This is a genomic window from Paraclostridium sp. AKS73, assembly GCF_025671395.1.
In the GTDB taxonomy this organism is placed as follows: Bacteria; Bacillota; Clostridia; order Peptostreptococcales; family Peptostreptococcaceae; genus Paraclostridium; species Paraclostridium benzoelyticum.
The window spans coordinates 126,369-151,207 of record NZ_JAIXHU010000003.1 but is presented as its reverse complement, the minus strand read 5'-3'; the positions used below and the strand labels follow the sequence as shown (position 1 = coordinate 151,207).

Genomic DNA, 24,839 nt, shown 5'->3' with positions numbered 1-24,839 from the left:
TATGAAGAAACAATTAAAAAATCTAATAATAAATATAATATTAATTTCGTTATTAATGCCTTTAATAATACTTTTTATTTGGGCTATATCTTCATCGTGGGTATTTCCTAAAATTATACCAACTGAGTTTTCGCTGAGAGGTTTTGAATACATTTTGAATGGTGAAAACATAAGAGTACTAATAAACAGCATACTTATATCTATATCAGTTGTAGCTTTAACTATGATTATATGTATACCAGCATCTAAGGCGATAGCACTTTATGAATTTAAAGGTAAAAAATTATTCGAGTTATTAGTTTTATCTCCTATAATAATACCTGTCATATCTGTAGCTATGGGAATACAATTAACTTTTATTAAGATAGGATTAGCAAATACTGTACTAGGAGTGATTATTATAAATGTAATTCCATGTATACCATATGGAGTTAATGATAACAGATGTGTACAAATTAATAGGTGGTAAATATGAATTACAAGCTAATATGTTAGGGGCTAAAAAATTAGATACTTTAAGATATGTTACAATTCCGCTGATACTTCCAGGTGTAATAGGAGCATCTAGCATGTGTTTTATAATATCTTTTAGTCAATATTTTTTAACTTTATTAATAGGTGGAGGAAGTGTAATTACGTATCCTTTAATAATGTTTCCTTATATACAAAGTGGAGATAGGATGATATCTTCTATATATAGCATAGTGTTTATATTAATAAGTTTGATTGTAGTAGCTTTGATGGAATGCAGTATACGCAAGTACTATAGTAATGATAAGGAGATAAAAAATGTCATCAGTTAAAATTGTTAACTTAACAAAACAATTTAACAATGTAAATATATTAGAAAATATAAATTTAGAAATAAGTCAAGGGGAGTTAATAACTCTTCTTGGAAAATCTGGTTGTGGGAAAAGTACGACGCTTAAACTAATAGCAGGGCTTATAAATCCAGAAAGTGGGGACATTTTATTTGATGGAAAGTCAGTTTTAAATTTAAAACACAGGATAGAAATGCAGTAATAGTATTTCAAGACTATTCTCTATTCCCACATATGAATGTATTTGAAAATATAGAATTTGGACTTAAAGTTAACAAAATAAATAAGAATTTACGAAAAAATAAAGTTTTAGAACTTATAAACTTAGTGAAATTAAAGGGGTTAGAAGATAAATATCCCAATGAATTATCTGGAGGGCAACAGCAAAGAGTTGCGATTGCAAGGTGCCTTGCTGTTAATCCTAAGATATTATTGTTAGATGAGCCATTCTCAAGTTTAGATATAAATTTGAGGGGGGAAATGAGAGAGTTTATCTTAAAAATACAAAAAGACTTAGAAATAACTACTGTATTAGTGACTCATGATAAGGAAGAGGCACTAATGATGAGCGATAAGATAGCAGTTATGATAGATGGACGTATAGCTCAATTTGATACTCCAAGAAATTTATATGAAACCCCGAATTCAAAAGAAGTGGCAAATTCTTTTGGAGAAAGGAATTACATCATTGGAGATATAGATAATGGTCAATTTAAATCTAGTGTATTAAATTTGGATTTGAACGTTAAAGAAAGCATAGATAATGTAGAACTAATGATTTCAAAAGAGGATATAAATATATGTGATTTAGAGTATGAAACAGGAATTGAAGGTACGGTTGAAAGTAAGATTTATGCAGGAGACATAACGTATTATAATGTGAAAGTTAAAGGAACATTATTAAAAGTGAGTTCTAATAATGGTTCATATGAAAAAGGGGAACATGTAAAATTAGAAGTGAATCTTAGAAATGTAGTATACTTTAAATAGATAGTATTTATACATTAAAACTAATGGAGGTGCTTTATGGTAGACAATAGAATAAAAAAATTAAAACCACTTGCTGAAACTAAATTTTTAAGCATCTATGATGCAACATATACTAATAAATTAGGAAATGAAAATCACTGGATGATAGCATCTAGAAAAGGATATGAAAATTTATCACAAAAATATTTCAAAGGTAAAAAAGATGATGTAGATGCTGTTGTTATAGCCGCGTTTCATAAGGAAATTAAAAAGTTAGTAATTGTCAAACAATTTAGAGTGCCATTAAATGATTATGTATATGAACTGCCAGCTGGATTGGTAGAGAACAATGAGCATATAGATATTGCAGTAAAAAGAGAGTTAAAAGAAGAAACAGGACTTAACCTGTTAGAAATAAACAAAAACTTAGGGAACAATCAATTATACTTATCTCCAGGTATGACTGAAGAAAGCGCGAGTCTAGTTTACTGTTTATGTGATGGTGAATTAAGTACTGAATATTTAGAAGAAGAAGAAGATATTAAACCTATGTTAGTTAGTAGGGAAGAAGCTAAAAAACTATTAGATAAAAATGTGAAAATGGATATAAAAGCATTTATGACATTACAAAGTTTTGTTTTATTTGGAGATGATTTTTTAAAGTTTTAATTATGTGATAAAGTCACAGAAAAAAAATTATTAAAATTATAGAATGAGTTTAATAATTTTAATAGGGTAAAGGAGTACTTTATGGGATTTTTATCAAACTTATTTAAAAATAACAAATACAAAACTATAAATGGGAATGAACTAATTGATTTATTAACAAATAATAAAAATTGTATAATAATAGATGTGAGAACTGCTCAAGAATTTAAAAGTGGACATATAGAAAAAGCAAAAAATATATCTGTTAGTGATTTAAGATCGAAAATTAATTCAATAATAAAATACAAACATAATGATGTAGTTCTTTACTGTGCTTCTGGGGCTAGAAGTAAGTCTGCAGCCAATTTTTTATACAAAGAAGGGTTTGAAAATATATACAATTTAAAAGGTGGGATGAGTTCCTATCTAAATGCAAAAGAAAATAAAGAAGATGATTTAATTAAATCATCTTCTTTATTTTATATTACAAAAAAACTATTAAATAAAAAATGCAAATAAAGTAGTAATTCTTACTATATTGACTAAGTTCGACTAATGGTATATAATACCACCTGTAGAGGGTTAATGAAAACGTACCCCAACAAATATAGTTAATATTTGGAGGCTAGCTATGGATATAAAAGGGACTAAAACTGAAAGAAATTTAGCTACAGCTTTCGCAGGAGAATCTGAAGCTAGAAATAAATACAGTTTTTATGCATCACAAGCAAAAAAAGAGGGCTATAATAAAATAGCAGATTTTTTGAAGAAACTGCAAAAAATGAAATGGCACATGCAAAAATGTGGTTTAAATTACTTCACGAAGGAATTAAATCAACAGAAGATAACTTAAAAGATGCGGCAGCTGGAGAACATTATGAATGGGTAAGTATGTATGAAAAGTTTGCACAAGAAGCAGAAGAAGAAGGATTTGATCAAATAGCATTCTTATTAAGATCAGTAGGTGCTATAGAAAAAGAACATGAAAAAAGATATAATGAACTACTTAAGGCTTTAGAAGATGATAAAATTTTCAAAAAAGATGAAGTTGTAGAGTGGAGATGTCAAAACTGTGGACATTTACACAAAGGGACAGATGCACCAGAAGTTTGCCCTGTATGTCAACATCCAAAGGCATTTTTTGAAATAAAAGCTGATAAGTTTTAATATTGTTAATTTTAAATTTTAGGTTTATATACATATTATGTAAGAAGAAAATATAGATATAAAAATATGGGTGTTTCTATTAGAAACACCCATATTTAAGTTTATTATAATTTAGATGTTAACTCATCAATAACTTCTGATACATTTTTTAAACGATCAACCTTGTAAGCATTACTTCCACAAAATAATAGACCGTTTTCAATATCTCCACGAACTGCATCTATAAGTGCCTTAGAAATACAATAAGGGGTACTACTTGGATTACAAGGGATTAAGCAATTATAACATTTTTTAATTTTTCTACCTTCAGAGCTAACTGACTTAATAAAACTATTATCAATTGCACGCCCAGGCATTCCAACCGGGCTTTTAACTATCTTTATATCGTCTTGACTAGCATTTACGTAAGTCATTTTATAGTCATAAGCAGCATCACATTCATGAGTAGCTACAAATTTAGTTCCCACTTGAACCCCGCTTGCACCCATATCTATGTATTTTTTTACGTCGTTACCTGTAAATATACCACCAGCAGCTACAACAGGAATATTTTTATTAAATTTCTCTCCATAGTTTTTAGCTATATCTAATATTTTAAGAAACTCACCATCATAATCTATATTATCTATATTATCTAACTCATCATTATGATAACCTAAGTGTCCACCTGCTTTAGGACCTTCAACTACTATTAAGTCTGCAGTAGTACTTTCCTTTCTATCCCACATTTTTAAAATAACTCCTAATGCCTTAGACGTTGAAACTATAGGCGCTATTTTAACAGAACTACCTTTAACAAGTTTCGGTAGAGCTGTAGGAAGTCCTGCTCCAGAAATTATTAAATCTACTCCTGATTCGATACAAGTTTTGACATGATCTTCATAGTAATTCATGGCAACCATAAGATTTACACCTATTATACCACCTTTAGAAATTTCCTTTGCTTTTAATATATGTTTTTTTAATGCTCTTAAATTAGCTTTAAGAGGATTTATTTCAAAATCATCTTCGTCATAACCTACTTGTGCACCGGATATAACTCCAACACCACCACAACTAGCTACCGCACCTGCAAGAGATGATCTAGAGACACCAACTCCCATTCCACCTTGGACTACAGGCACTTTAGCAATTAAATCTCCTATTATTAATGGTTTCATTAATTTCCTCCAAAAAATAATTTTACTAGATTGTTATATTAAGTATTAGTACCTAGTAATAATTAAATTATACTATAAAATTAGAAATAATCAATCAGTATTTTAAAGTACAAATAAAAAAGCAAAATACTCTTTAAGAGAGCATTTTGCTTTTTAATCAGATTTTGTTGATGCAAACTCAGGATTAAACTTTTTGTTAGAGGATAGGTCGCTTTCCTTGAAGCTAATAACGGATTTGTTTTTCCAATATCCTTTTTTATAATATATTCCTGTAACAATTAATCCTACACACCAACCAATAGGAATTCCCATCCATATTCCGTTGACACCAAATATTGATGATAATAAATATGATGCAGGAATTCTGGCTATCCATAACGATATCATAGAACTTATCATTGCAAACATTGAGGCACCAGCACCACGGATTGCACTAGTTAACATAAATGATGTTCCTATAAATATGAAAAATGGACCTATAGTAAGTAAATACCTAGAGCCTATAGAAACTACCTCAGGATCAGTATTAAATAGTTTTATTAAATTTTCTTTGAATAATAAAAATACTATTAATACAAATATAGATATACACAAAGCCATAGTAATAGAAGATTTTACACCTTTTTTTACTCTGTCAACTTTTCCAGCCCCTATATTTTGGGCAACAAAAGTAGATACAGCACTGCCTAAATTCATAATAGGAAGTGATATGAAAGTTTCAACTTTAGATCCAGCACCAAAGGCAGCCATGGCAGATGTACCGTAACCATTAACTAAAGATTGGAGTGTTATATTTCCAATAGAGAATAGTGTTTGTTGAATGGCGGAGGGTAAACCTAATTTTAATCCAGTTTTAAATATTATAGAGTCGTACTTCAAATTTCTAATTCTAATTTTTAAGATTTCATGACGTTTATTAAGATATATTACACTAAATATAAATGCTATAGCTTGAGCGATTATGGTAGCAAGTGCCACACCATTTACACCCATATTAAAATAAATTATAAATACAACATCTAGAATTATATTTAAGATAGTAGCTATTATTAAAAAATATAATGGATTAGTAGAATCACCAAGACCTCTTAATATAGCACACACTGAATTATACCCAGTTGAAAAAATTGTTCCGGCAAAGATTATAACTAAATAGCCCTTAGATAGTTCAAAAATTTCACTTGGAGTGTTCATAATTTGAAGTATTTTACCACTAAAAAGAACTCCTATTAAAGTTATAAAAAATGAAGCTATAAAAATAAATACATATGTAGTATCTATTGCAGCTTTAACTTTAATCATATTTTTAGAACCATAATATTGGGATATAAGAATTGAAAAGCCTAGGGTTATTCCCATTAAAAAAGAAGTAAGTAAAAACATAATTGGATTTGCGCCAGATACTGCTGCCATAGCATTTTTACCAACAAACCGTCCAACTATAATACTATCAGTTGTATTGTATAATTGTTGAAATAAACTTCCTATTAGCATTGGGAGGGCAAAATTAAATATACATTTACTTTCATTTCCAACTGTTAAATCTTTTATAAATATCACCTCGATTTATTAAAAATAAGTTATTAATAATATAGTAACAAATATTTAGAATATTCTCTATATAAAGTTGGTTTTAAAATTAAATACTTGAATTAACATATACTTAGCAGTATATAATAAATACAAAGATTAAATTGCTATTTTGCTAGATATTCGATTTAAAAGACTTAAAAGTAGTATATTTTAACTGTTAAAAGAGGTGATAATATGGTTGAAATAACTTTACTAGGTTGTGGTGGAAGTATGCCAGTACCAAATCGGTACCTTTCATCTTTGCTTATAAATTATAGAGGAAGAAAAATACTTATAGATTGTGGTGAAGGAACTCAAGTTTCTATGAAAATTGCAAATTGTGGATTCAAAACTATAGATTATATTTGTATAACTCACTTACATGGAGATCATATAATTGGGCTTCCAGGCATATTATCTACAATTGGGAATTGTGGTAGAACAGAAATGTTAACAATAATTGGGCCTAAAGGAATAAAAGAGGTTATAGAGGCCTTTAAATTAATAGTAAAAGAACTTCCATATGATATAAATATAATAGAAAATCCTAAAGAAGATATATTAGTAAGTAATAATTATATTAATAAAGACATTATTATATCCACTTTAGAGGTAGAGCACTCAACTCCATGCATTGCATATAGTTTTTATATAAAAAGAAAAGCTAAGTTTGACATGGAAAAGCAATAAAAAATAATGTACCAAAAATTCTTTGGAGTAAACTTCAAAATGGAAGAGAAATAAAATTAGAAGGAAAGATATATACAAAAGATATGGTTTTAGGCCAGCCTAGAAAAGGAATTAAAGTAAGTTTTGTTACAGATACAAGGCCAATAAAAGCAATTATGGACTTTGTAGATAATAGTGACTTATTGGTATGTGAAGGTATGTATGGAGATGATTGTGACTTAGAAAGGGCTATAAAAAATAAACATATGACATTTAGAGAAAGTGCAACAATCGCAAAACAGTCAAATGTAGAGACTATGGTTTTAACACATTTTAGTCCGATAATAAAAGACCCTAATATATATATTGAAAATGCAATGGAAGTGTTTGAAAACACAATAATAGGAACTGATAGATTAAAGTTGAATTTGCTCTTTAAAGAATGACAATTATAGTATTGAAGTTTTAATAATTTTTACATGGGTATATAATAAAATATTAAAACATACATCATGGAGGGCATTATGAATTTTACAGATATAGATAATGATAAGTTAAAAGAATTAGTCGAAGATAAAAATACATTGTTAATTGATATAAGAACGAAAGAAGAATTTGAAGAAAACCATATAAACAGTGCTATTAATATACCTTTACATGACTTGATGTACAATATAGATGAGATTGAAGATTTTAAAGAAAAGAACATAGTGGTGTACTGTAGAAGTGGACATAGAAGTATTACAGCATGTAACTTATTAGAATTAGAAGGATTTAATAATATTTATAATTTAAAATATGGAATTTTAAGTTATAAATAGCTAATTTGAAACGAGTAGATAAGCATAAATCTACTCGTTTTGAATTTTTTAGTATCGATAAAAATATTAAATATATATAAAATTTTTATAAAAACATTGAAAACGATGTCATGAGATGGTAAAATTTATTTTAATAACAAATGAAAATTGAAAAATTATAACTTTATCAAAGGAAGTTTAAGAAATATTTAACAAAAAATATTGTGAATTTACATAAAAAAATTTAGGTTTTAACAAAGAGGTCTTAATCTCTTTATAAACATATATAAATATAACTTAGGGGGCTTTAATATGATAAAAGAAAGATTATCTATGCTTAGAAATTATATGAAACAAAATGGTATGGATGCATATATAATACCATCTTCAGACAATCACCAAAGTGAGTATGTGGGAGATTACTTCAAAAGTAGAGAATTTATATCTGGATTTACAGGTTCAGCAGGTACTGTAGTAGTAACTATGGATGAGGCAGGACTTTGGACAGATGGAAGATATTTTATACAAGCTGAAAATGAATTAAAGGGAAGTAGTATAAAATTATTTAAAATGGGAGAAGAAGGAGTTCCAACTACTGAAGAATACATATTTAATAATGTAAAAGAAGATGGAGTATTAGGGTTTGATGGTAGAGTTATATGTGCTAGAGAAGGTCAAAATTTAGAAAAAAAATTATATGAAAAAAATATTAAAATATCATATGAGTATGATTTAATAGATAAAATTTGGGAAAATAGACCATCTTTATCTAATGAAAAAGCATTTTTATTAGATGTTAAGTATGCAGGCGAATCATTTAGTTCAAAGTTAAATAGAGTTAGAGAAGTTATGAAAGAAAAAGGAGCAACAACTCATGTAATAACAACTCTTGATGATATAGCGTGGCTATTTAATATAAGAGGTGGGGATGTTAAATTCAACCCTGTAGTATTATCTTATACTTTAATAACTTTAGATAAAGTTTACTTATTTGTAGATGAAGTTAAGCTAAATGAAGAAATATTAAGTGAATTAAACAAAGAAAATGTAGTTATAAAACCATATAATGATATATATGAATTCATAAAAATTAAATAAAGATGAAACAATATTATTAGATTCAACAAAAATAAACTATGCTATATTAAATAATATACCTGATGACGTTAGAAAAATAGATGAGTTTAATCCAACTATGTTTATGAAAGCTCAAAAGAATAAAGTTGAGTTAGAAAACATAAGAAACAGTCATATAAAAGATGGTGTAGCATTTACTAAGTTCATGTATTGGTTAAAAAATAATGTAGGAAAGACAGAGATATCTGAGTTAAGTGCTTCACAAAAACTAGAAGATTTAAGACGTGCTCAAGATGGATTTATAGAACCAAGCTTTGGTACAATAGCTGGATATAGAGAACATGCGGCTATGATGCACTACAGTGCAACTCCTGAAAGTGACTATAAATTAGAGCCAAGAGATTTATTTTTAATAGATTCAGGTGGTCAATATTTTGATGGAACAACAGACATAACAAGAACTATTGCATTAGGTGAAGTGAGCGATGAACTTAAAACACACTTTACAGCAGTTGCAAGAGGTATGATAAACTTATCAATGGCTAAGTTTTTACATGGAGTAAGAGGATATAACTTAGATATACTAGCAAGAAGACCAATGTGGAATATGGGAATAGATTACAAGTGTGGAACAGGTCATGGTATAGGTTTCTTATTAAATGTACATGAAGCTCCAAATGGATTTAGATGGAGAATAGTACCAGATAGATTTGATAGCGCTGAACTTGAAGAAGGTATGGTAACAACTAATGAGCCTGGAATATATGTTGAAGGGTCTCATGGAATAAGGATAGAAAATGAATTAGTTGTTCAAAAAGCAGAGAAAAATGAATATGGACAATTTATGGAGTTTGAAGTTGTGACATTAGCACCAATAGATTTAGATGCAATAGTTGTAGATGATATGAATAGAGAAGAGAGAGAATATTTAAACTGGTATCATAAATTAGTTTATGATAAAGTATCTCCTTTCTTAACTAGTGAAGAACAAGCATGGCTAAAAGAATATACTAAAGAAATATAAATACATGTTTTATATCAAAAGGATATGGCTAAAAGTCATATCCTTTTATTTTTATGTTAATAAAAAAATATCGGTATAAATAAAAAATAATATTTATAAATTTATATTTTTACAATCTTGAAAATATTTAATTAATTCTTAAAATTTTAAAAATAAGAAAAATAATGTAAAAATATTGAAAACGATGTCATCAGGTGTTACTATATAAGTGGGCGATAGATGATGCATAAAATTTTATATGTAGGATAAGGGGGAGTATTATGATAAGTGGTAGATTAGAGAGTTTAAGAAAATACATGGGGGAGTACAAAATAGATGCATATATAATACCATCTTCAGACAATCACCAAAGTGAATACGTAGGAGATTATTTTAAATCAAGAGCGTACATATCTGGATTTACAGGTTCAGCAGGAACTTTAGTAGTAACTATGGATGAAGCAGGACTTTGGACAGATGGAAGATATTTTATACAAGCTGAAAATCAATTGAAAAATACGGGGATTAAATTATTTAAAATGGGAGAAGAAGGTGTTCCTACTACTCAAGAATTTATATGTGAGAAGTTATCTAAAGGGTCTATATTAGGATTTGATGGTAGGTTAATATCTGTAGATGAGGGCAAACGTTTAGAAGAAAAGTTAAAAGGAAAAATGTAAGCATAAAGTATGAGTATGACTTAGTGGATAAAGTATGGAACGATAGACCTTCTTTATCAAAAGAGAAAGCTTTTTTATTAAAGGTTAATTATGCAGGGGAGACATTTAGTTCGAAATTAAAAAGACTTAGAGAAGTTATGAAAGAAAAAAATGTAACATCTCATATTATAACAACTCTTGATGATATAGCATGGCTGTTTAATATAAGAGGAAGAGATGTTAAGTATACTCCGGTTGTTCTTTCATACGCAATAATAACATTAGATGAAGTTTACTTATTCATAGAGGAAAGCAAATTAAATGAAGAAATAATAAATGAATTAAAGACAGAAAATGTAATAATAAAAAATACGATGATATATATGAATTTGTTAAAACTATTGATAAAACTGAAAAAGTGTTATTAGATGAGGGTAAAGTTAGCTACTCAATATATAATAATTTACCAAATGAAGTTCAAAAGATAAATGCGCCTAATCCTACAATGAACTTTAAAGCTGTAAAAAATAATATTGAATTAGAAAACGTTAGAAAGAGCCACTTAAAAGATGGAGTAGCATTTACCAAATTTATGTATTGGTTAAAGAATAATGTAGGAAATATAGAAATATCTGAAATAAGTGCATCAGAAAAATTGGAAGAGTTAAGACGTGCCCAAAAAGGATTTATAGAGCCAAGTTTTGCAACTATAGCTGGATATAGAGAACATGCAGCTATGATGCACTACAGTGCTACACCTGAAAGTGATTATAAATTGGAAGCTAGAGACTTATTTTTAATAGATTCAGGTGGTCAATATTTTGACGGAACAACAGATATAACAAGAACCATAGCTTTAGGGGAAGTAAATGGTGAGTTAAAGATGCATTTTACTGCAGTTCTTAGGGGAATGATAAATTTATCTATGGCTAAATTCTTATATGGAACAAAGGGATATAACCTAGATATATTAGCAAGAAGACCAATGTGGAATTTAGGATTAGATTACAAATGTGGAACAGGCCATGGAGTAGGTTTCTTAGGAACTATACATGAAGCTCCAAATGGATTTAGATGGAAAATAGCTCCTAACAGATTAGAAACAGCTACTCTAGAAGAAGGTATGGTAACAACTAATGAGCCTGGAATATATATTGAAGGTTCTCATGGAATAAGAATCGAAAATGAACTTATAACTAAAAAAGCAGAGAAAAATGAATATGGTCAATTCATGGAATTTGAAGTGGTAACATTTGCACCTATAGATTTAGATGCAATAAATATTGATTATTTAAATAAAGAGGAAAGAGATTATTTAAATAATTACCACAGATTAGTTTATGAAAAAATATCTCCATATTTAAGTGAAGAAGAAAATGTATGGTTAAAAAAATATACTAGGGGAGTATAGATTAAAAGTATAATAAGGTAGCTTTTTAAATGTAAAGCTGTTTTAATTATAAAATTAAAAATTTAAGGGGGACTTAAGATGGCAAATACAGCATCTGCACCTACAAAACATCCTAAGGGGTTGTATGTTTGTGGGTTAACTTTCACGTTTGAAAGATTCGCATATTACGGATCAAAGATATTATTATTATTATTCTTAGCTGAAACAGTAGTTAGAGGGGGATTAGGGGTAGATAAGGCTGATGCAACAGTTATAGTAGCAAACTTGGCAGCCTTCACTTATTTGGCACCTATATTTGGGGGAATGATATGTGATAGATGGATAGGAGCTAGATATTGTGTAATAATAGGAACGATTATAATGGCAGCGGGATATGCATTAGGATATTTTGCTACCAGTGTAATTTGGGTTCATGCAATGATAATATTAATATCTATAGGAACAGGATTTTTTAAAGGGAATTTAAATGCATTAGTTGGGGAACTATATGATGATAATACTAGAAAAGATTCAGCATTCTCTATATTATATACATTTGTTAACTTAGGATCATGTATAGGAACATTAACTATAGGTATATTATATACTAAAACTTTTGCAGTTATAGAAAATGGACATGTTGTTGAATATGGATTTAGACAATGTTTCATGTTAGCTGCAATAGTTACGTTACTTGGTGGATTATTATTTATATGTACTATGAAGTTTTTAGGAGAAGCCGGCAAATATCCTCAAAAAATGCTTGATAAGAAAGCTGGCAATACTGTAGAAACTAAAAATGTAGATAGACCTTTAACTAAGAAAGAAAAATCTAGAGTAAAAGTAATATTCATATTATCATTCTTCTCAATTTTCTTCTGGGTATTCTACAACCAAGCAGGTTTTTCTCTAGCATTATATATGAATGATTATGTTGATTTATCAATTGGATCATTTGAAATACCTGTAATATGGATAGAAACATTAAATGGATTTTTATGTGTGGTTTTAGGACCGATAATGGCATCTATATGGACTATGTTATCTAAAAGAGAAAAAGGTGACTTAAGTATGGCTCAAAAAATAGCGTTAGGATATATATTTTTAGCAGTAGCATTTGGATTTGTAATAGTTGCTGAACTTTCAAGAGGAGTAGGAGCTCCTGCTACTTTTAAAGCTAGTGTTGTTTGGGTAATGCTATTCGTTTTATTCCAAACTATAGGAGAAATGTGTTTCTCACCACTTGGAAACTCATTAGTAAGTAAAATAGCTCCAGCTAAATACTTATCTTTACTTATGGGGGTTTGGGCATGCGCGACTTTCTTTGCAAACAAAGCAGCAGGATATGTTCAAATGATAATAGAAAAAATGGGTCTTATGCAAACATTCATTTCTATACCTGTAATTTTAGTAGTTGGTACATTCATATTACTTGCATTTAATAAAAAATTAACTGCAATGATAGGTACTGATGATGATGAAAAAATAACTGCTTAATAAATAAAGACTAGGATTATATCCTAGTCTTTAATAGTTTTTGTTTACTGATTTTAAATATTCGCTTGGAGAAAAACCATAAACTTTTTTAAATTTATTGGAAAAGTAATGAATAGAATTAAATCCTAAAATTTCAGAAATCTCACTAATTGTATAATTAGTTTCTTTTATAAGTTCTTTACTTTTCTTTAACTTTAAATTGTTTATATAAAGTTTAACTGTAGTTTCTAAATTAGATCTAAATAATAAATGCAACTTAGAACTGCTTATTGAAAACTTATCACATATAGTTTGAATATCCAAACAATCATAGATGCTTTCATTTATAAATTTCAATATTGAATTTAAAAGTTCATCGTCATAAAATTGTTGGATTTTATTAGCTGGTTTTACAATAGAAGTTTCAAAATCAATGCTTAAAGTTTTCAAAACTAATTCTTTTAAATAACAAATAGAAAGCTCATCACAATATAAATGTGTAGAATTAAGTTCTTTCATAAGCTTAGTTATTATAGTGTATAAGTCCTTTGTAGAGGTAAATACTTTATTTGAAAGAAGTAATGTATCATTGAAATCCATTTCAAAACTTACTGTTAAGTATGAACAAGATTTTTTATTATCAGTATATTGTGAGTGATATTCATTTGGAGCATAGAAAAATAAATCCCCCTGATTTAACTTAAACTCCTTTCCATTTACTTCAGTATATAAAACGCCTCTATCTACATATGTAAGTTCCCAAAAGTTATGTTTTTCACCTTTGAATAAATAATTAGTTGGCTTTTCTTGATAAAATTTAGTATAAATCTTACTTATTAAAATTTTAGGCACTATTTCTTTATAATTATAATCCTGAACAATGTTTATTGAATTTAAAAAAAGACTATTACCATATAAATCTACATTACAATTATCTGATATTGGTATAAAATTATAAAAAACTCCTTTATTTAGTTTTATTTTACTATTTAAGATAAACGATTCTATACTACTAAAATTAGAATCATTAGAAACAACAATTAGCACGACTCCGCTTTGCAACTTTATATGGATGTCAAATTCTGCATAAAAAAGTTTAGTAATAGATTTTTCTAAAAGTGTAATAGATTTTTTTTTCTCACAAATTATAATATCATCAGATAAAGATGATAAAGCCTCCCCATATTTTTTAAAAGATAAACAAGTAGTTTGTTTAAACAATTTAATATCCCCCCAAAACCATGAAATCTTTTCCTAATAATATTTTACAAAAAATAGCATAAAAAATCAAATTTAGTTATAGTTTAAGGTTTAATATAATACATAAAAATGTAAAACATTTATACAAAAGTGCAAATACATATAAGAAATAAAGTACTAGAATATACTTAATAAGTAAATAAAAAACTTCAAAATTAATGGGGGAATGATTAATGAAGAAAATTACAGTAGCAGTAGTAGGTGCGGGGGCAAGAGGTATGCATGCATATGCTCCATATTTTAAACATCATGAAGAATTAGGTAAAGTTGTTGCAGTGGCAGAGCCACATGATATAAGAAGAGATATATGTGTAAAAGAACATAATATAGAATCTGAAAATGTATTTAAAACATGGGAAAATTTACTAGAAAAAGAAAGATTGGCTGATGCGATTATAATAGCTAATAATGATGAGTCACACTATGAACCAACTAAGATAGCTCTTGAAAAAGGATATCATGTATTGCTTGAAAAACCAATGTCAAACAAGTTAGAAGATATAGTAAAATTAGGGGAGTTAGCTAAAAAGCACCCAAATCAAGTGTTTATGATTTGCCATGTGCTTAGATATACTACTTTTTTCTCAAAATTAAAAGAAATAGTAGATAGCAAAGAGCTAGGAGAGCTAGTTAGCATACAACATAATGAGAATATAGGGTATTGGCATTTTGCACATTCATTTACTAGAGGAAACTGGAGAAATAGCAATGAAACGAGTCCTCTTATACTAGCTAAAAGTTGTCATGATATGGATATATTATTATGGTTAACAGGTAAGAAATGCAATAATATATCTGCGTTTGGACATTTGACTCATATGAGAGATAAAAATTTTAAAGAAGGAATGGCCGATAGATGTTTAGACTGTAAAGTAGAAGAAAGATGCCCATACTCAGCTAAAAAATTATATTTATCGGAAAAACCTATATTTGCAAAAGTAGTACATCCAGTACCGAGTAAAGAAAATTTAGAAGAAGCATTAAGAACGGGTCCATATGGAAGATGCGTATATAAATGTGATAATAATGTTGTAGATCACATGGTAACTATACTTGAATTTGAAGATGATATAACAGCTACATTTAACTTATCTGCATTTACTGAAGAATGTAACAGAACTATTAAACTGATGTTTACTCATGGTGAAGTAGGAGGAAATCACGTTAAAAATATTATAGAAGTTAAAAAGTTTGAGAAATTTGGGGAAAATACTATAGAAACTATTATTCCAGAAGAGGTTGAAGGAGGCCATGGAGGCGGTGATTATGGAATAATGGAAGACTTTGTTAAACTAGTTTCAGAAAACGGTGGAGAAGGAAGAACTAGTGCTAAAAAATCTGTTGAAAGTCATATCATGGCATTTGCAGCTGAGTATTCTAGATTAAATAAAGAAGTTGTTAATATTGAAAAGTTTTGGGATGAGGCAATAGAAAAGATAAAGGCTGAAGCATAATATATTATTACACAAAATTATAAAAAAAGTGTATAAATTTACAAATACAATGAGTTCACATTTATATATCATATAATTAAAGAGAATTATCGAAATATTCAGGAAAAAATATTTGATTAGTTTAATTTGTGGGAAGGGGATTTGATATGTTTTTAAAAAGGGGAATTATAACAGGAGCAGTTTTATCTGTAGTGCTAGGGCTAACGGGATGTAGTTCTACTGGAGGAAATAGTGCTGATGGGAAAGTTGAACTAAGATATGCTATATGGGATAAAACTCATATGGAAGCTGTAGAAACTTTGATAGATGGGTATGAAAAAGAAAATCCAAATGTAGACATTAAGGTAGAACAATATTCATTTGCAGACTATTGGACTAAAATGGAAACAGCAGCAGCTGGGGGGTCAGCTCCTGATATATATTGGATGAATGCTGTTAATTTTAATAAGTATGCTGACAATGGAATGTTAGTTAATATGAAAGACTATATAAAAGATAAAAATGTTGATATGAGCCAATATTTGGAAAGTTTAAGTAGTTTATACAGTTATAAAGGAGATCAGTATGGAATTCCTACATTCTGGGATAACAATATTTTAATGGTTAATACAAAGCTTATGGAAGAATACGGAATTCCTGAGCCTAAGGAAAATTGGAATTGGGATGAGATGATAGCTTGGTTGACAGATGCTAAATCAAAATTGCCAAAAGATATATATCCTTTTACTTCTTATGCAACAGAAAGTACACAGTCAGGCGTATTTAATGAAGTTGCTTCAGCGGGAGGTAAGGTAATAAGTGATGATAAGACTAAAGCTATGTTAACAACACCTGAAACTAAAGAAGGATTTAAAAAGTATTATGATTTAGTAAAAAGTGACTTACATAGTCCATATGATATAACATTAGAAGTTACAGCTGGAACATTATTTAAATCTGAAAAAGCTTTAGTTTTACAAATGGGGTCATACGGACTATTACCATACTCAGATAAAGAACAAGCACAAGTTGCAGGAAACTTTAAATTATATGAAATACCTACTATAAAAGAAGGAAATAAATCTAAAACTGTAATACATGGTTTAGGAAATGTAATATCCTCAAACTCTAAACATCCTGAAGAAGCTTTTGATTTTATCAACTACATGTCAAGTGAAGAGTCGATGAAAAAATATACTGAATTAGCTTTAGTTCCTCAAGCTCATAAAAATGTTCAAGATTTATTTGGTAAAATAATGAAAGAAAAAACAGGGATAGATACTTCGGTTATATCTAATGTAGCAGAAAATGCTATGCCACTTCCTAATAGTTTTGAAACTTCAAAATGGGATAAAGCTATAGTTGATAATATAACTAAATTTATGCAAGATGAAATAAGTTTAGATCAAGCACTTGAAAACGCACAAAAAGAAATGCAATCTATATTAGATAAAGAGAAAAAATAGGGATTTTTTAGAGGGTGTCTATGTTTTAGACATCCTCTTAGAATAGATAAAAGGGGGATTTTAATTGCAAGCAGAGGTATATAATGAAAAGCCCAGCAATTTAGATAAATTAAAAGCTAAAAAAAAGAAAAACCTAAAGCGCAACTTAACTGGATATATGTTTATAATGCCACTTTTAATAGGGGTTTTAGTATTTAACTTTATACCATTTATACTAAATTTATTTTATAGCTTAACAGATTTAAATGCATTTGGAGGATGGAACTTTGTAGGATCTGAAAACTTTTTAAGGCTGTTTAAGGATCCGTTGTTTTATAAAGCTGTAGGGAATACTTTTTTATATGTGGTAGTGACTGTGCCTCCTATGGTAATTATATCTATTTGCATAGCAAACCTACTTAACAAAAACATAAAAGGAAAAGGAATTTATAGAACTATATATTTCTTACCTGTTGTGACTATGGCATCTGCATCAACATTAGTATTTCAATGGATGTTTAACTCAAGATTTGGACTTGTTAACCAATTTTTAGAAGCTATAGGATTAGAGGGAAAATTATGGTTTACAGATCCAAACTTAGCTAGAGTAGTAATAATAGTATTCATTATATGGAGTGGTTTAGGATACAAGATAATGATTTTCTTAGGTGGGCTTCAATCAATACCTGAATCTTATTATGAAGCAGCATCTATAGATGGAGCTTCGTCATTTAAACAATTTACTCATATAACTATCCCACTTTTAACCCCAAGTATATTTTTTATTGTTATATGGTCTTTAATTGGATCTTTCCAATTATTTGATGTTGTGTTCATGCTTATAAAACAAGGAAGTCCAGCTTATGAATCCACAATAACTATGACAAGATATTTCTATGATTTAGGGTTTACATTAGGTGATAAGGGGTATGCATCTGCTGTAGCTGTAATCTTATTCTTAATCATAATGGCAGTAACATTAATACAATTTAAGTTGCAAAAAAATGGGTTCATTATTCAGATGAATAAGATTAGGGGGGAAAAGTATGGAAACGAAAAGAAGTGCTAAGATTTTAACTCACATAGGGCTTATACTTATGGCAGGATTTATTGCATTACCTTTTATATGGATGATTTTAACATCTATTAAAACATTGGCAGAAGCAGAAGCTATTCCGCCTAAAATATTCCCTGAATCTGTAAGAACTGAGAACTATACTCAAATATTTAAAGAATTTCCTTTTGCTCAGTATTATTTCAATACAATAATAGTAACAATAGCATCTGTAGTATTACAGTTAATTATAGTAACACCAGCAGCATACGCATTTGCAAGATTAGATTTTAAATTTAAAGAAGCTATATTTTTAATTCTTATGGCAGCTATGATGGTACCTGGTCAGATGTATTTGATTCCACAATATCAAATAATACAAGATATGGGACTTTTAAATACATTAACAGCGATAGTATTACCTGGAATATTTAGTATATATTATACGTTTTTATTACGACAACATTTTAAGTCTATACCTAGAGACATGGAGGAGGCTGCAATAATAGATGGAGCATCTCAATTTACAATATTTTTCAAATTAATGGTTCCAATTGTTAGACCAGCTTTAGGGACTGTGGCTATACTTGGAGGATTAGGGGCTTGGAACAGTTTCTTATGGCCACTAATTGTAAACTCAACTCCTGAAAAATTGACACTAGCAGCAGGGCTTAGGGTTTTTGTAGGACAATATGGTACACATTATCCTAGAATGATGGCGGGTGCGGTACTGTCTATAATTCCTATGGTTGTTGTATTTAGTATATTCCAAAAGAAATTTATATCCAGTATAGCTGTTTCTGCAGGAAAAGAATAATCCGGAATTATGACAAAACCAGTACAATTATATATGTATATTAAAAAATAAAAACAGGGTAATTGTTTGAAACTTACCCTGTTTTTACTATTCTGAAAATAAACGAAATATTAAACAATTCGAAAAAGTTGAAATATATAGATATATATAGTATAATTTATATAATCAATATATTTTATTTGTCTTAATTGTTAAAATTAAAACGAAAATAAAATTAAATTTTAATATTTGTTTTAATGATATCCACAAAATACTAAGGAGGGAATACAATGGAGATTACAAATTTAGAGGAAAGCGTTGTCGCCACGGAGGTTTCTGGTGGAAAAAGAAGGTAAAAGCAGTAAGTTTAGAAACTTTTGTTTTTATAGGGATTTTATTAGCAGGGTTTGGATTTGTAGGAAGTAAAATGGGTGCAGGGTTGATGTTCAAAACTATTATGAACACAGCTCACGATTTGTTACTAAACACTGTATTTTTAATAATGGCACTAGCTGTGCTTGCAGGTGCATTGAGTGCACTACTTTCAGAGTTTGGAGTAATATCACTTTTAAATAAAGTTTTTGCAATATTTATGAAACCACTATATAACTTACCAGGAGCAAGTATAGCAGGAGCAGTAACAACTTATCTATCAGACAATCCAGCTATAATAGCATTTGCTAATGATAAGAGTTTTACCAAGTACTTTAAGCAGTATCAAGTTCCTGCTTTATGTAACTTAGGAACATCTTTTGGTATGGGTCTTATAGTTACGACTTTTATGATGACTCAGGGGTCTGAGTTTGTATCAGCTGCATTAGTAGGAAATATAGGTGCAATAATAGGAAGTATAATAAGTGTTAGAATAATGCTTACATTTACTAAAAAATATTATAACTACGATCCAAAGAGCGAAGTTAAAGCTGATGGAAAAGTAGAAGCTATGGAGTATAGAGAAATAAGAGAAGGAAGTTTATTCCAAAGAGTACTTGACTCTATGTTAGAAGGCGGTAAAAATGGTGTTGAGTTAGGGATGGCTATAATCCCAGGAGTATTAGTTGTATGTACTTTAGTTATGCTATTAACATTTGGACCAACAATAGATGCTAAAACAGGAGCTGAAGTTTATACAGGTGCTGCTTATGAAGGTATAGCGCTACTACCAGCATTAGGTGATAAGTTAATGTTTATATTAGGACCTTTATTTGGATTTACAGATCCTCAAGCGATGGCATTCCCAATAACTTCATTAGGAGCTGTTGGAGCTGCTATGAGTTTAGTTCCAAGATTTATAAGTGAAGGGGTTGTAACACCTAACGATATAGCAGTATTTACAGCTATGGGAATGTGCTGGAGTGGGTATTTAAGTACTCATGTAGGTATGATGGATGCATTAGATGCAAGAGAACTTACTAGTAAAGCAATAATTTCGCATACTATAGGTGGGTTATTAGCAGGTATGTCTGCTCACTTTATATATATGCTTTTATTTTAGATAAAGAACACAAAAGAGTATCTTTTTAAGATGCTCTTTTTTATGTATGGAAATAAGATTGTAAAAATATACTAATTATATGTTTAAACTAATTAATAAAAGGTATAAAAATAATAGGAGTTAAATAATAAACAAACATATATTGGAGGAATATACATGGAATTGAAATCGCTTAAATTAAAGAATGATTTATACTGGGTAGGATCTTTAGATCCTGATTTAAGGGTATTTGACATAATAATGTATACACCATATGGAACAACTTATAATTCATATGTTTTAAAAACGGAAAAGAAAACGGTTTTATTTGAAACTGTAAAAGTTAAACATTTTGATAGTTACTTAGCTAGACTTGAAGATTTAAATGTAGATTTAAGAAATATAGATTATATTGTAGTTAGTCACACAGAACCAGATCATGCAGGTAGCGTAGAGAAAATATTGAAACTTTCTCCGAAAGCTAAAATTATAGCATCTCAAAATGCTGTTAATTATTTAAAAGAAATTGTAAATAGTGAATTTGAATATATAGTTGTAAATGATAATGATGAAATTAAAATAGAAAATAAGACTTTAAAGTTTTATTCAGTTCCACTTCTTCATTGGCCAGACACTATATACACGTACATTAAAGAGGACAATGTATTGGTAACTTGTGACTCATTTGGAAGTCATTATAGCTGTGAAGGCGTGGTTAATACTAAAATAGATAATGAAGAACACTATATGGAAGCTCTAAGATATTATTACGATTGTATTATGGGGCCTTTTAAGCCATATATATTAAAAGCTATAGAAAAATAAAAGACTTAAAGTTAGATATAATATGCCCAGGGCATGGACCTGTATTAGTTGATAATCCTAGGAAAATAGTTGATATATATGAAAAATGGAGTAGAGATGAGATAATAGTTACAAATAAAGATATAACTATATGTTATGTAAGTGCTTATGGATATACAGGTGAATTAGCTGAAAACATTAAAAAAGGAATTGAAGAGCATAGCGATTATAATGTTAAAATTTATGATGTTATAAATCATAATATAGATGAAATAATAAATTCTATAACTTACTCACAAGGAGTTTTATTTGGAACTCCAACAATAAATGGTGATGCATTGAAGCCTATTTGGGATATTCTTGTTAGTTTAAATCCTATTGTTCATGGAAATAAAGTTGCGTCATGTTTTGGTTCATTTGGATGGAGTGGTGAAGGAATACCAAATGTTATGGATAGGTTAAAACAACTAAGAATGAAAACTATAGATCCATTAGTTGTTAATTTTAAACCTAGTGAGGTAGATTTATATGAAGCTCAATTACTAGGAAAGAAATTTATTGAAAAACTATAGATGCAAATACTAAAAAAGAAGGAACTAAAAAATGGAAATGTGTAATATGTAATGAAGTATTTGATGGAGAAGAAGCTCCAGATGTATGTCCGGTATGTGGGGCAAAACATGATCAATTTATAGAGGTTATAGAAGAAAATATAAATTATCAGAATAACACAGATGACAAGTTTGTAATTGTAGGTAATGGGGCAGCAGGTTTTTATGCAGCAGACTCTATTAGAAAAAGAAATAAAACAGCTAAAATAGCTCTTTTAAGTAATGAAGAAGAGTTAAGTTATTATAGACCAGCTCTTTCTGATTTTATAAATGAAGAAATTAAAAAAGAGGATTTTTATATTGAAGGTAAAGAATGGTACGAAAAAAATAATATAGAAGTTTTACTAGGAATCAATGTAGAAACAATAGATGAAGAAAATAAAAAATTATTTTAGATAATAATTCAAGTATAAATTATGATAAGTTAATAATTGCAAATGGTAGTTCTAACTTTATACCACCGATAAATGGGAATAATTTAGATGGAGTGTATACTTTAAGAAATAAAAATGATTTAGATAAAATAAAGATGAATTTAGAAAAAGCAAAAAATATTTTAGTCATAGGTGGAGGGTTGTTAGGTCTTGAAGCTGCATATGAAATGAAGCTAGCGCAAAAAGAAGTTACAGTAGTAGAAGCTATGCCAAATTTATTAACTAAGCAACTAGATAAAGATGGAAGTGTCGTTCTAGAAAATATATTAAAAGAAAATGGATTAAACCTAATGTTAGGCAAATTCATTGATTTTCTAGAAGGCGATAAAAAAGTATCTAAAGCTGTATTTAAAGATGGAAGTTCTATTGATGTGGATATGGTAGTATTTTCTATAGGGGTTAGACCTAATATTCAAATTATTAACAACACTAATATAGAAGTTAACAGAGGTATAGTTGTAGATAAGCATATGAAAACTTCATCAAAAGAAATATATGCATGTGGAGATGTAGCTGAAATTGATTCTATGATATGGGCTATATGGCCGGCAGCTATAGACATGGGAAAAGTTGCAGGCGCAAATGCATGCGGAGATAAAATTGAATTTAAAGTAGAAAACTACCCAGTAGGGTTAGATGTATTTGAAACAAAAGTGTTTAGTATAGGAAATATAAATGATGTAGATAGTTTTATAACATTAAACAAAAAAGATGTTTATAAAAAACTATTCTTTAAAGATGATGTATTAGTAGGCGCTGTATGTATAAATGATTTAAGTAAAAATGTAAACATTATAAATCTAATAGAAGAAAAAGCTAATTTTAATAAAGTTTTAAGTGAAAACTTATTATAATTAATTAAAAAGATTCATTTCCGCACAATCTATAATACTTACTTATAAAGTATATAGATAAATACGGATGGATCTTTTTCTTTTTTTATTACAAAAAGTAAGAAATAATTAATACCATAAAAACTAAATGTATTGTATAATAGGTAGTGTCAAATTAAAGGGGATGGAGGTTTCCTATGAAAAATAAAAAGACATTAAATAAAAATATATTACAATATGGCTTTTTGGTATTTATATTAGGAATAACAAGTTACTTAGTTTATAGAACTTTAGACATAGATATGCTTCATGAAGTTGTAGATATGGTAGATAAGAAGTTTATATTTTTGGGATGTGTGCAGTGATTACACACATGTTATTAGAGGGTGTAGTTTTAAAAATAGTAATAGATAGCATTCATAAAGTTCAGACAAGATTTATAGGTTTTAAATTAGCAACTATGGGATTTTATTATAATTTGATAACACCATTTGCATCAGGGAGTCAACCTATGCAAATATATGTATTAAACAAATGCAAGATGCCAGCTAGCAAAGCAACTGCAGTTATAATGAATAAATCTATAATATATCAAGTTGTAGTTACAGTATATTGTTCTGTACTAGTCCTTTTAAATACAGCGATACTAAAGGAATTAAGGGGTGTAATGCCTTTAATATTAATAGGTATTTCAATGAATGCATTTACACTAATAGTTTCTATGATGGTTATATATAATCCTGAATTAATTAAGAAAGTATCTAAATATGTTATAAACTTTTTGGTTAAATTTAAAGTATTTAAATTTTTAGAAGGAAAAGTGGAGAAAGTAGAGCGTTTTGCAGATGAGTATAGTAAGTCTGTTAATTTATTTATAAGGAATAGAAAAGCGCTTGTGTCAACGCTTTTGATAACTGTAGTTCAGTTAAGTGTATACTTTAGTATATCATTTTGGATATATAAAGCATTTAATTTAAGTGGATATACATATATATATATGCTTACATTACAAGCATTCTTATATATGGCTATATCCCCTATTCCAACTCCAGGTAACGCAGGAGCAAGTGAACTAGCATTCTTTGCAATATTTAAAAGTGTGTTTCCACAACCTCTTATGGGGTATGCAATTTTCTTATATGGAGGATTTGTATACTACGCAGTACTAGTAGGCAGTGGAATATTTACAATGATAACTCATCATAATATGGACCGAAAAAGTAAGAAAATTAAAAGAAAAAATAAAGAATATGCAGCTTAATATTATTATAAAAGGTATACCGT

The 24,839-nt window shown here is 28.8% G+C and carries 25 protein-coding genes and 4 pseudogenes; 26 read left to right on the top strand and 3 right to left on the bottom strand.

The annotated features are described in order from the left end of the window. Position 1 precedes the first annotated feature (1 nt). From LEQ07_RS03460 to rbr, 7 genes and pseudogenes are all read left to right on the top strand, one after another. The gene (locus LEQ07_RS03460) at positions 2 to 469 is read left to right on the top strand and encodes an ABC transporter permease (protein WP_263329532.1); all 468 of its coding nucleotides are present in this window, start codon (positions 2 to 4) and stop codon (positions 467 to 469) included. Then, entirely contained in the window at positions 435 to 803 is a 369-nt protein-coding gene (locus LEQ07_RS03455) for an ABC transporter permease (protein WP_263329530.1), read from the top strand. Before LEQ07_RS03460 ends, LEQ07_RS03455 begins: the two co-directional genes overlap by 35 nt. Beyond that, positions 790 to 1,023, top strand: a complete 234-nt coding sequence (locus tag LEQ07_RS03450) for an ATP-binding cassette domain-containing protein (protein WP_263329529.1) — start codon at positions 790 to 792, stop codon at positions 1,021 to 1,023. The genes LEQ07_RS03455 and LEQ07_RS03450 overlap by 14 nt, the downstream gene beginning before the upstream one ends. Before the next feature lie 32 nt (positions 1,024 to 1,055). Then, complete coding sequence (locus LEQ07_RS03445; RefSeq protein ID WP_263329528.1) at positions 1,056 to 1,811, top strand: ABC transporter ATP-binding protein; 756 nt, start codon at positions 1,056 to 1,058, stop codon at positions 1,809 to 1,811. Between the two features lie 36 nt (positions 1,812 to 1,847). Beyond that, positions 1,848 to 2,459, top strand: coding sequence for an NUDIX hydrolase (locus LEQ07_RS03440; RefSeq protein WP_046821580.1), 612 nt, complete (start codon positions 1,848 to 1,850; stop codon positions 2,457 to 2,459). A gap of 81 nt (positions 2,460 to 2,540) precedes the next feature. Then, positions 2,541 to 2,957 (top strand): rhodanese-like domain-containing protein, encoded by a 417-nt coding sequence (locus LEQ07_RS03435; RefSeq protein ID WP_263329527.1) that lies wholly within the window; start codon positions 2,541 to 2,543, stop codon positions 2,955 to 2,957. A 112-nt stretch (positions 2,958 to 3,069) separates the two neighbouring features. Continuing rightward, a pseudogene (gene rbr / locus LEQ07_RS03430) lies at positions 3,070 to 3,605 on the top strand (rubrerythrin). 104 nt (positions 3,606 to 3,709) lie between these two features. Here rbr and LEQ07_RS03425 read toward each other — a convergent pair. Further along, positions 3,710 to 4,765: an NAD(P)H-dependent flavin oxidoreductase gene (locus LEQ07_RS03425; RefSeq protein ID WP_263329526.1), complete on the bottom strand. Its 1,056-nt coding sequence runs from the start codon at positions 4,763 to 4,765 to the stop codon at positions 3,710 to 3,712. 153 nt (positions 4,766 to 4,918) lie between these two features. Beyond that, positions 4,919 to 6,325, bottom strand: a complete 1,407-nt coding sequence (locus tag LEQ07_RS03420; RefSeq protein ID WP_263329525.1) for an MATE family efflux transporter — start codon at positions 6,323 to 6,325, stop codon at positions 4,919 to 4,921. Positions 6,326 to 6,532: 207 nt separating this feature from the next. On the opposite strand from LEQ07_RS03420, the gene LEQ07_RS20650 reads away from it, so the two are divergent. The 8 genes and pseudogenes from LEQ07_RS20650 to LEQ07_RS03395 all read left to right on the top strand — a co-directional run bounded on the left by LEQ07_RS20650 (position 6,533) and on the right by LEQ07_RS03395 (position 13,432). Further along, positions 6,533 to 7,027: an MBL fold metallo-hydrolase gene (locus LEQ07_RS20650; RefSeq protein WP_332842876.1), complete on the top strand. Its 495-nt coding sequence runs from the start codon at positions 6,533 to 6,535 to the stop codon at positions 7,025 to 7,027. Positions 7,028 to 7,110: 83 nt separating this feature from the next. Beyond that, positions 7,111 to 7,452, top strand: coding sequence for a hypothetical protein (locus tag LEQ07_RS20645; protein ID WP_332842875.1), 342 nt, complete (start codon positions 7,111 to 7,113; stop codon positions 7,450 to 7,452). Positions 7,453 to 7,530: 78 nt separating this feature from the next. Then, positions 7,531 to 7,827: a rhodanese-like domain-containing protein gene (locus LEQ07_RS03410; protein WP_263329524.1), complete on the top strand. Its 297-nt coding sequence runs from the start codon at positions 7,531 to 7,533 to the stop codon at positions 7,825 to 7,827. A gap of 291 nt (positions 7,828 to 8,118) precedes the next feature. Further along, positions 8,119 to 9,907 (top strand): annotated as a pseudogene (locus tag LEQ07_RS22380) (aminopeptidase P family protein). A 260-nt stretch (positions 9,908 to 10,167) separates the two neighbouring features. Beyond that, entirely contained in the window at positions 10,168 to 10,566 is a 399-nt protein-coding gene (locus LEQ07_RS22845) for an aminopeptidase P family N-terminal domain-containing protein (protein ID WP_332842872.1), read from the top strand. A gap of 23 nt (positions 10,567 to 10,589) precedes the next feature. After that, positions 10,590 to 11,023, top strand: a pseudogene (locus tag LEQ07_RS22840) (aminopeptidase P family N-terminal domain-containing protein); the annotation flags it as partial. Positions 11,024 to 11,050: 27 nt separating this feature from the next. Further along, positions 11,051 to 11,956, top strand: coding sequence for a M24B family metallopeptidase (locus LEQ07_RS22835; protein WP_442952395.1), 906 nt, complete (start codon positions 11,051 to 11,053; stop codon positions 11,954 to 11,956). 78 nt (positions 11,957 to 12,034) lie between these two features. Further along, on the top strand, positions 12,035 to 13,432 hold the full coding sequence (locus tag LEQ07_RS03395) for a peptide MFS transporter (RefSeq protein WP_263329523.1): 1,398 nt from the start codon (positions 12,035 to 12,037) through the stop codon (positions 13,430 to 13,432). Positions 13,433 to 13,462: 30 nt separating this feature from the next. Here LEQ07_RS03395 and LEQ07_RS03390 read toward each other — a convergent pair whose 3' ends face one another. Further along, positions 13,463 to 14,632 (bottom strand): AraC family transcriptional regulator, encoded by a 1,170-nt coding sequence (locus tag LEQ07_RS03390; protein WP_247013511.1) that lies wholly within the window; start codon positions 14,630 to 14,632, stop codon positions 13,463 to 13,465. A 212-nt stretch (positions 14,633 to 14,844) separates the two neighbouring features. Here LEQ07_RS03390 and LEQ07_RS03385 point away from each other — a divergent pair, with 212 nt between their 5' ends. From LEQ07_RS03385 to LEQ07_RS03335, 11 genes and pseudogenes are all read left to right on the top strand, one after another. Further along, positions 14,845 to 16,125 carry a Gfo/Idh/MocA family protein gene (locus tag LEQ07_RS03385; RefSeq protein WP_046822149.1) on the top strand — a complete coding sequence of 427 codons (1,281 nt, stop codon included), beginning with the start codon at positions 14,845 to 14,847 and terminating at the stop codon, positions 16,123 to 16,125. 146 nt (positions 16,126 to 16,271) lie between these two features. Then, positions 16,272 to 17,570: an ABC transporter substrate-binding protein gene (locus LEQ07_RS03380; RefSeq protein WP_046822150.1), complete on the top strand. Its 1,299-nt coding sequence runs from the start codon at positions 16,272 to 16,274 to the stop codon at positions 17,568 to 17,570. A 64-nt stretch (positions 17,571 to 17,634) separates the two neighbouring features. Then, positions 17,635 to 18,618: a carbohydrate ABC transporter permease gene (locus tag LEQ07_RS03375; RefSeq protein WP_263329522.1), complete on the top strand. Its 984-nt coding sequence runs from the start codon at positions 17,635 to 17,637 to the stop codon at positions 18,616 to 18,618. Further along, complete coding sequence (locus tag LEQ07_RS03370) at positions 18,596 to 19,420, top strand: carbohydrate ABC transporter permease (RefSeq protein ID WP_247013515.1); 825 nt, start codon at positions 18,596 to 18,598, stop codon at positions 19,418 to 19,420. Before LEQ07_RS03375 ends, LEQ07_RS03370 begins: the two co-directional genes overlap by 23 nt. Before the next feature lie 322 nt (positions 19,421 to 19,742). Beyond that, positions 19,743 to 20,894, top strand: a pseudogene (locus LEQ07_RS03365) (CD0519/CD1768 family membrane protein); the annotation flags it as partial. Positions 20,895 to 21,050: 156 nt separating this feature from the next. Next, positions 21,051 to 21,698, top strand: coding sequence for an FprA family A-type flavoprotein (locus LEQ07_RS03360; RefSeq protein WP_263329520.1), 648 nt, complete (start codon positions 21,051 to 21,053; stop codon positions 21,696 to 21,698). Further along, a complete protein-coding gene (locus LEQ07_RS20030; RefSeq protein ID WP_317852007.1) occupies positions 21,671 to 22,249 on the top strand; it encodes a flavodoxin domain-containing protein in 579 nt (192 codons plus the stop codon). Before LEQ07_RS03360 ends, LEQ07_RS20030 begins: the two co-directional genes overlap by 28 nt. After that, positions 22,246 to 22,683 carry a rubredoxin-like domain-containing protein gene (locus LEQ07_RS22370; protein ID WP_317852006.1) on the top strand — a complete coding sequence of 146 codons (438 nt, stop codon included), beginning with the start codon at positions 22,246 to 22,248 and terminating at the stop codon, positions 22,681 to 22,683. The genes LEQ07_RS20030 and LEQ07_RS22370 overlap by 4 nt, the downstream gene beginning before the upstream one ends. Continuing rightward, positions 22,674 to 23,576, top strand: coding sequence for an NAD(P)/FAD-dependent oxidoreductase (locus LEQ07_RS03345; RefSeq protein WP_317852005.1), 903 nt, complete (start codon positions 22,674 to 22,676; stop codon positions 23,574 to 23,576). Before LEQ07_RS22370 ends, LEQ07_RS03345 begins: the two co-directional genes overlap by 10 nt. A gap of 176 nt (positions 23,577 to 23,752) precedes the next feature. Then, positions 23,753 to 23,920, top strand: coding sequence for a hypothetical protein (locus LEQ07_RS03340; RefSeq protein ID WP_263329519.1), 168 nt, complete (start codon positions 23,753 to 23,755; stop codon positions 23,918 to 23,920). A gap of 8 nt (positions 23,921 to 23,928) precedes the next feature. Further along, positions 23,929 to 24,816, top strand: coding sequence for a lysylphosphatidylglycerol synthase transmembrane domain-containing protein (locus tag LEQ07_RS03335; RefSeq protein WP_263329518.1), 888 nt, complete (start codon positions 23,929 to 23,931; stop codon positions 24,814 to 24,816). Positions 24,817 to 24,839: the final 23 nt, after the last annotated feature.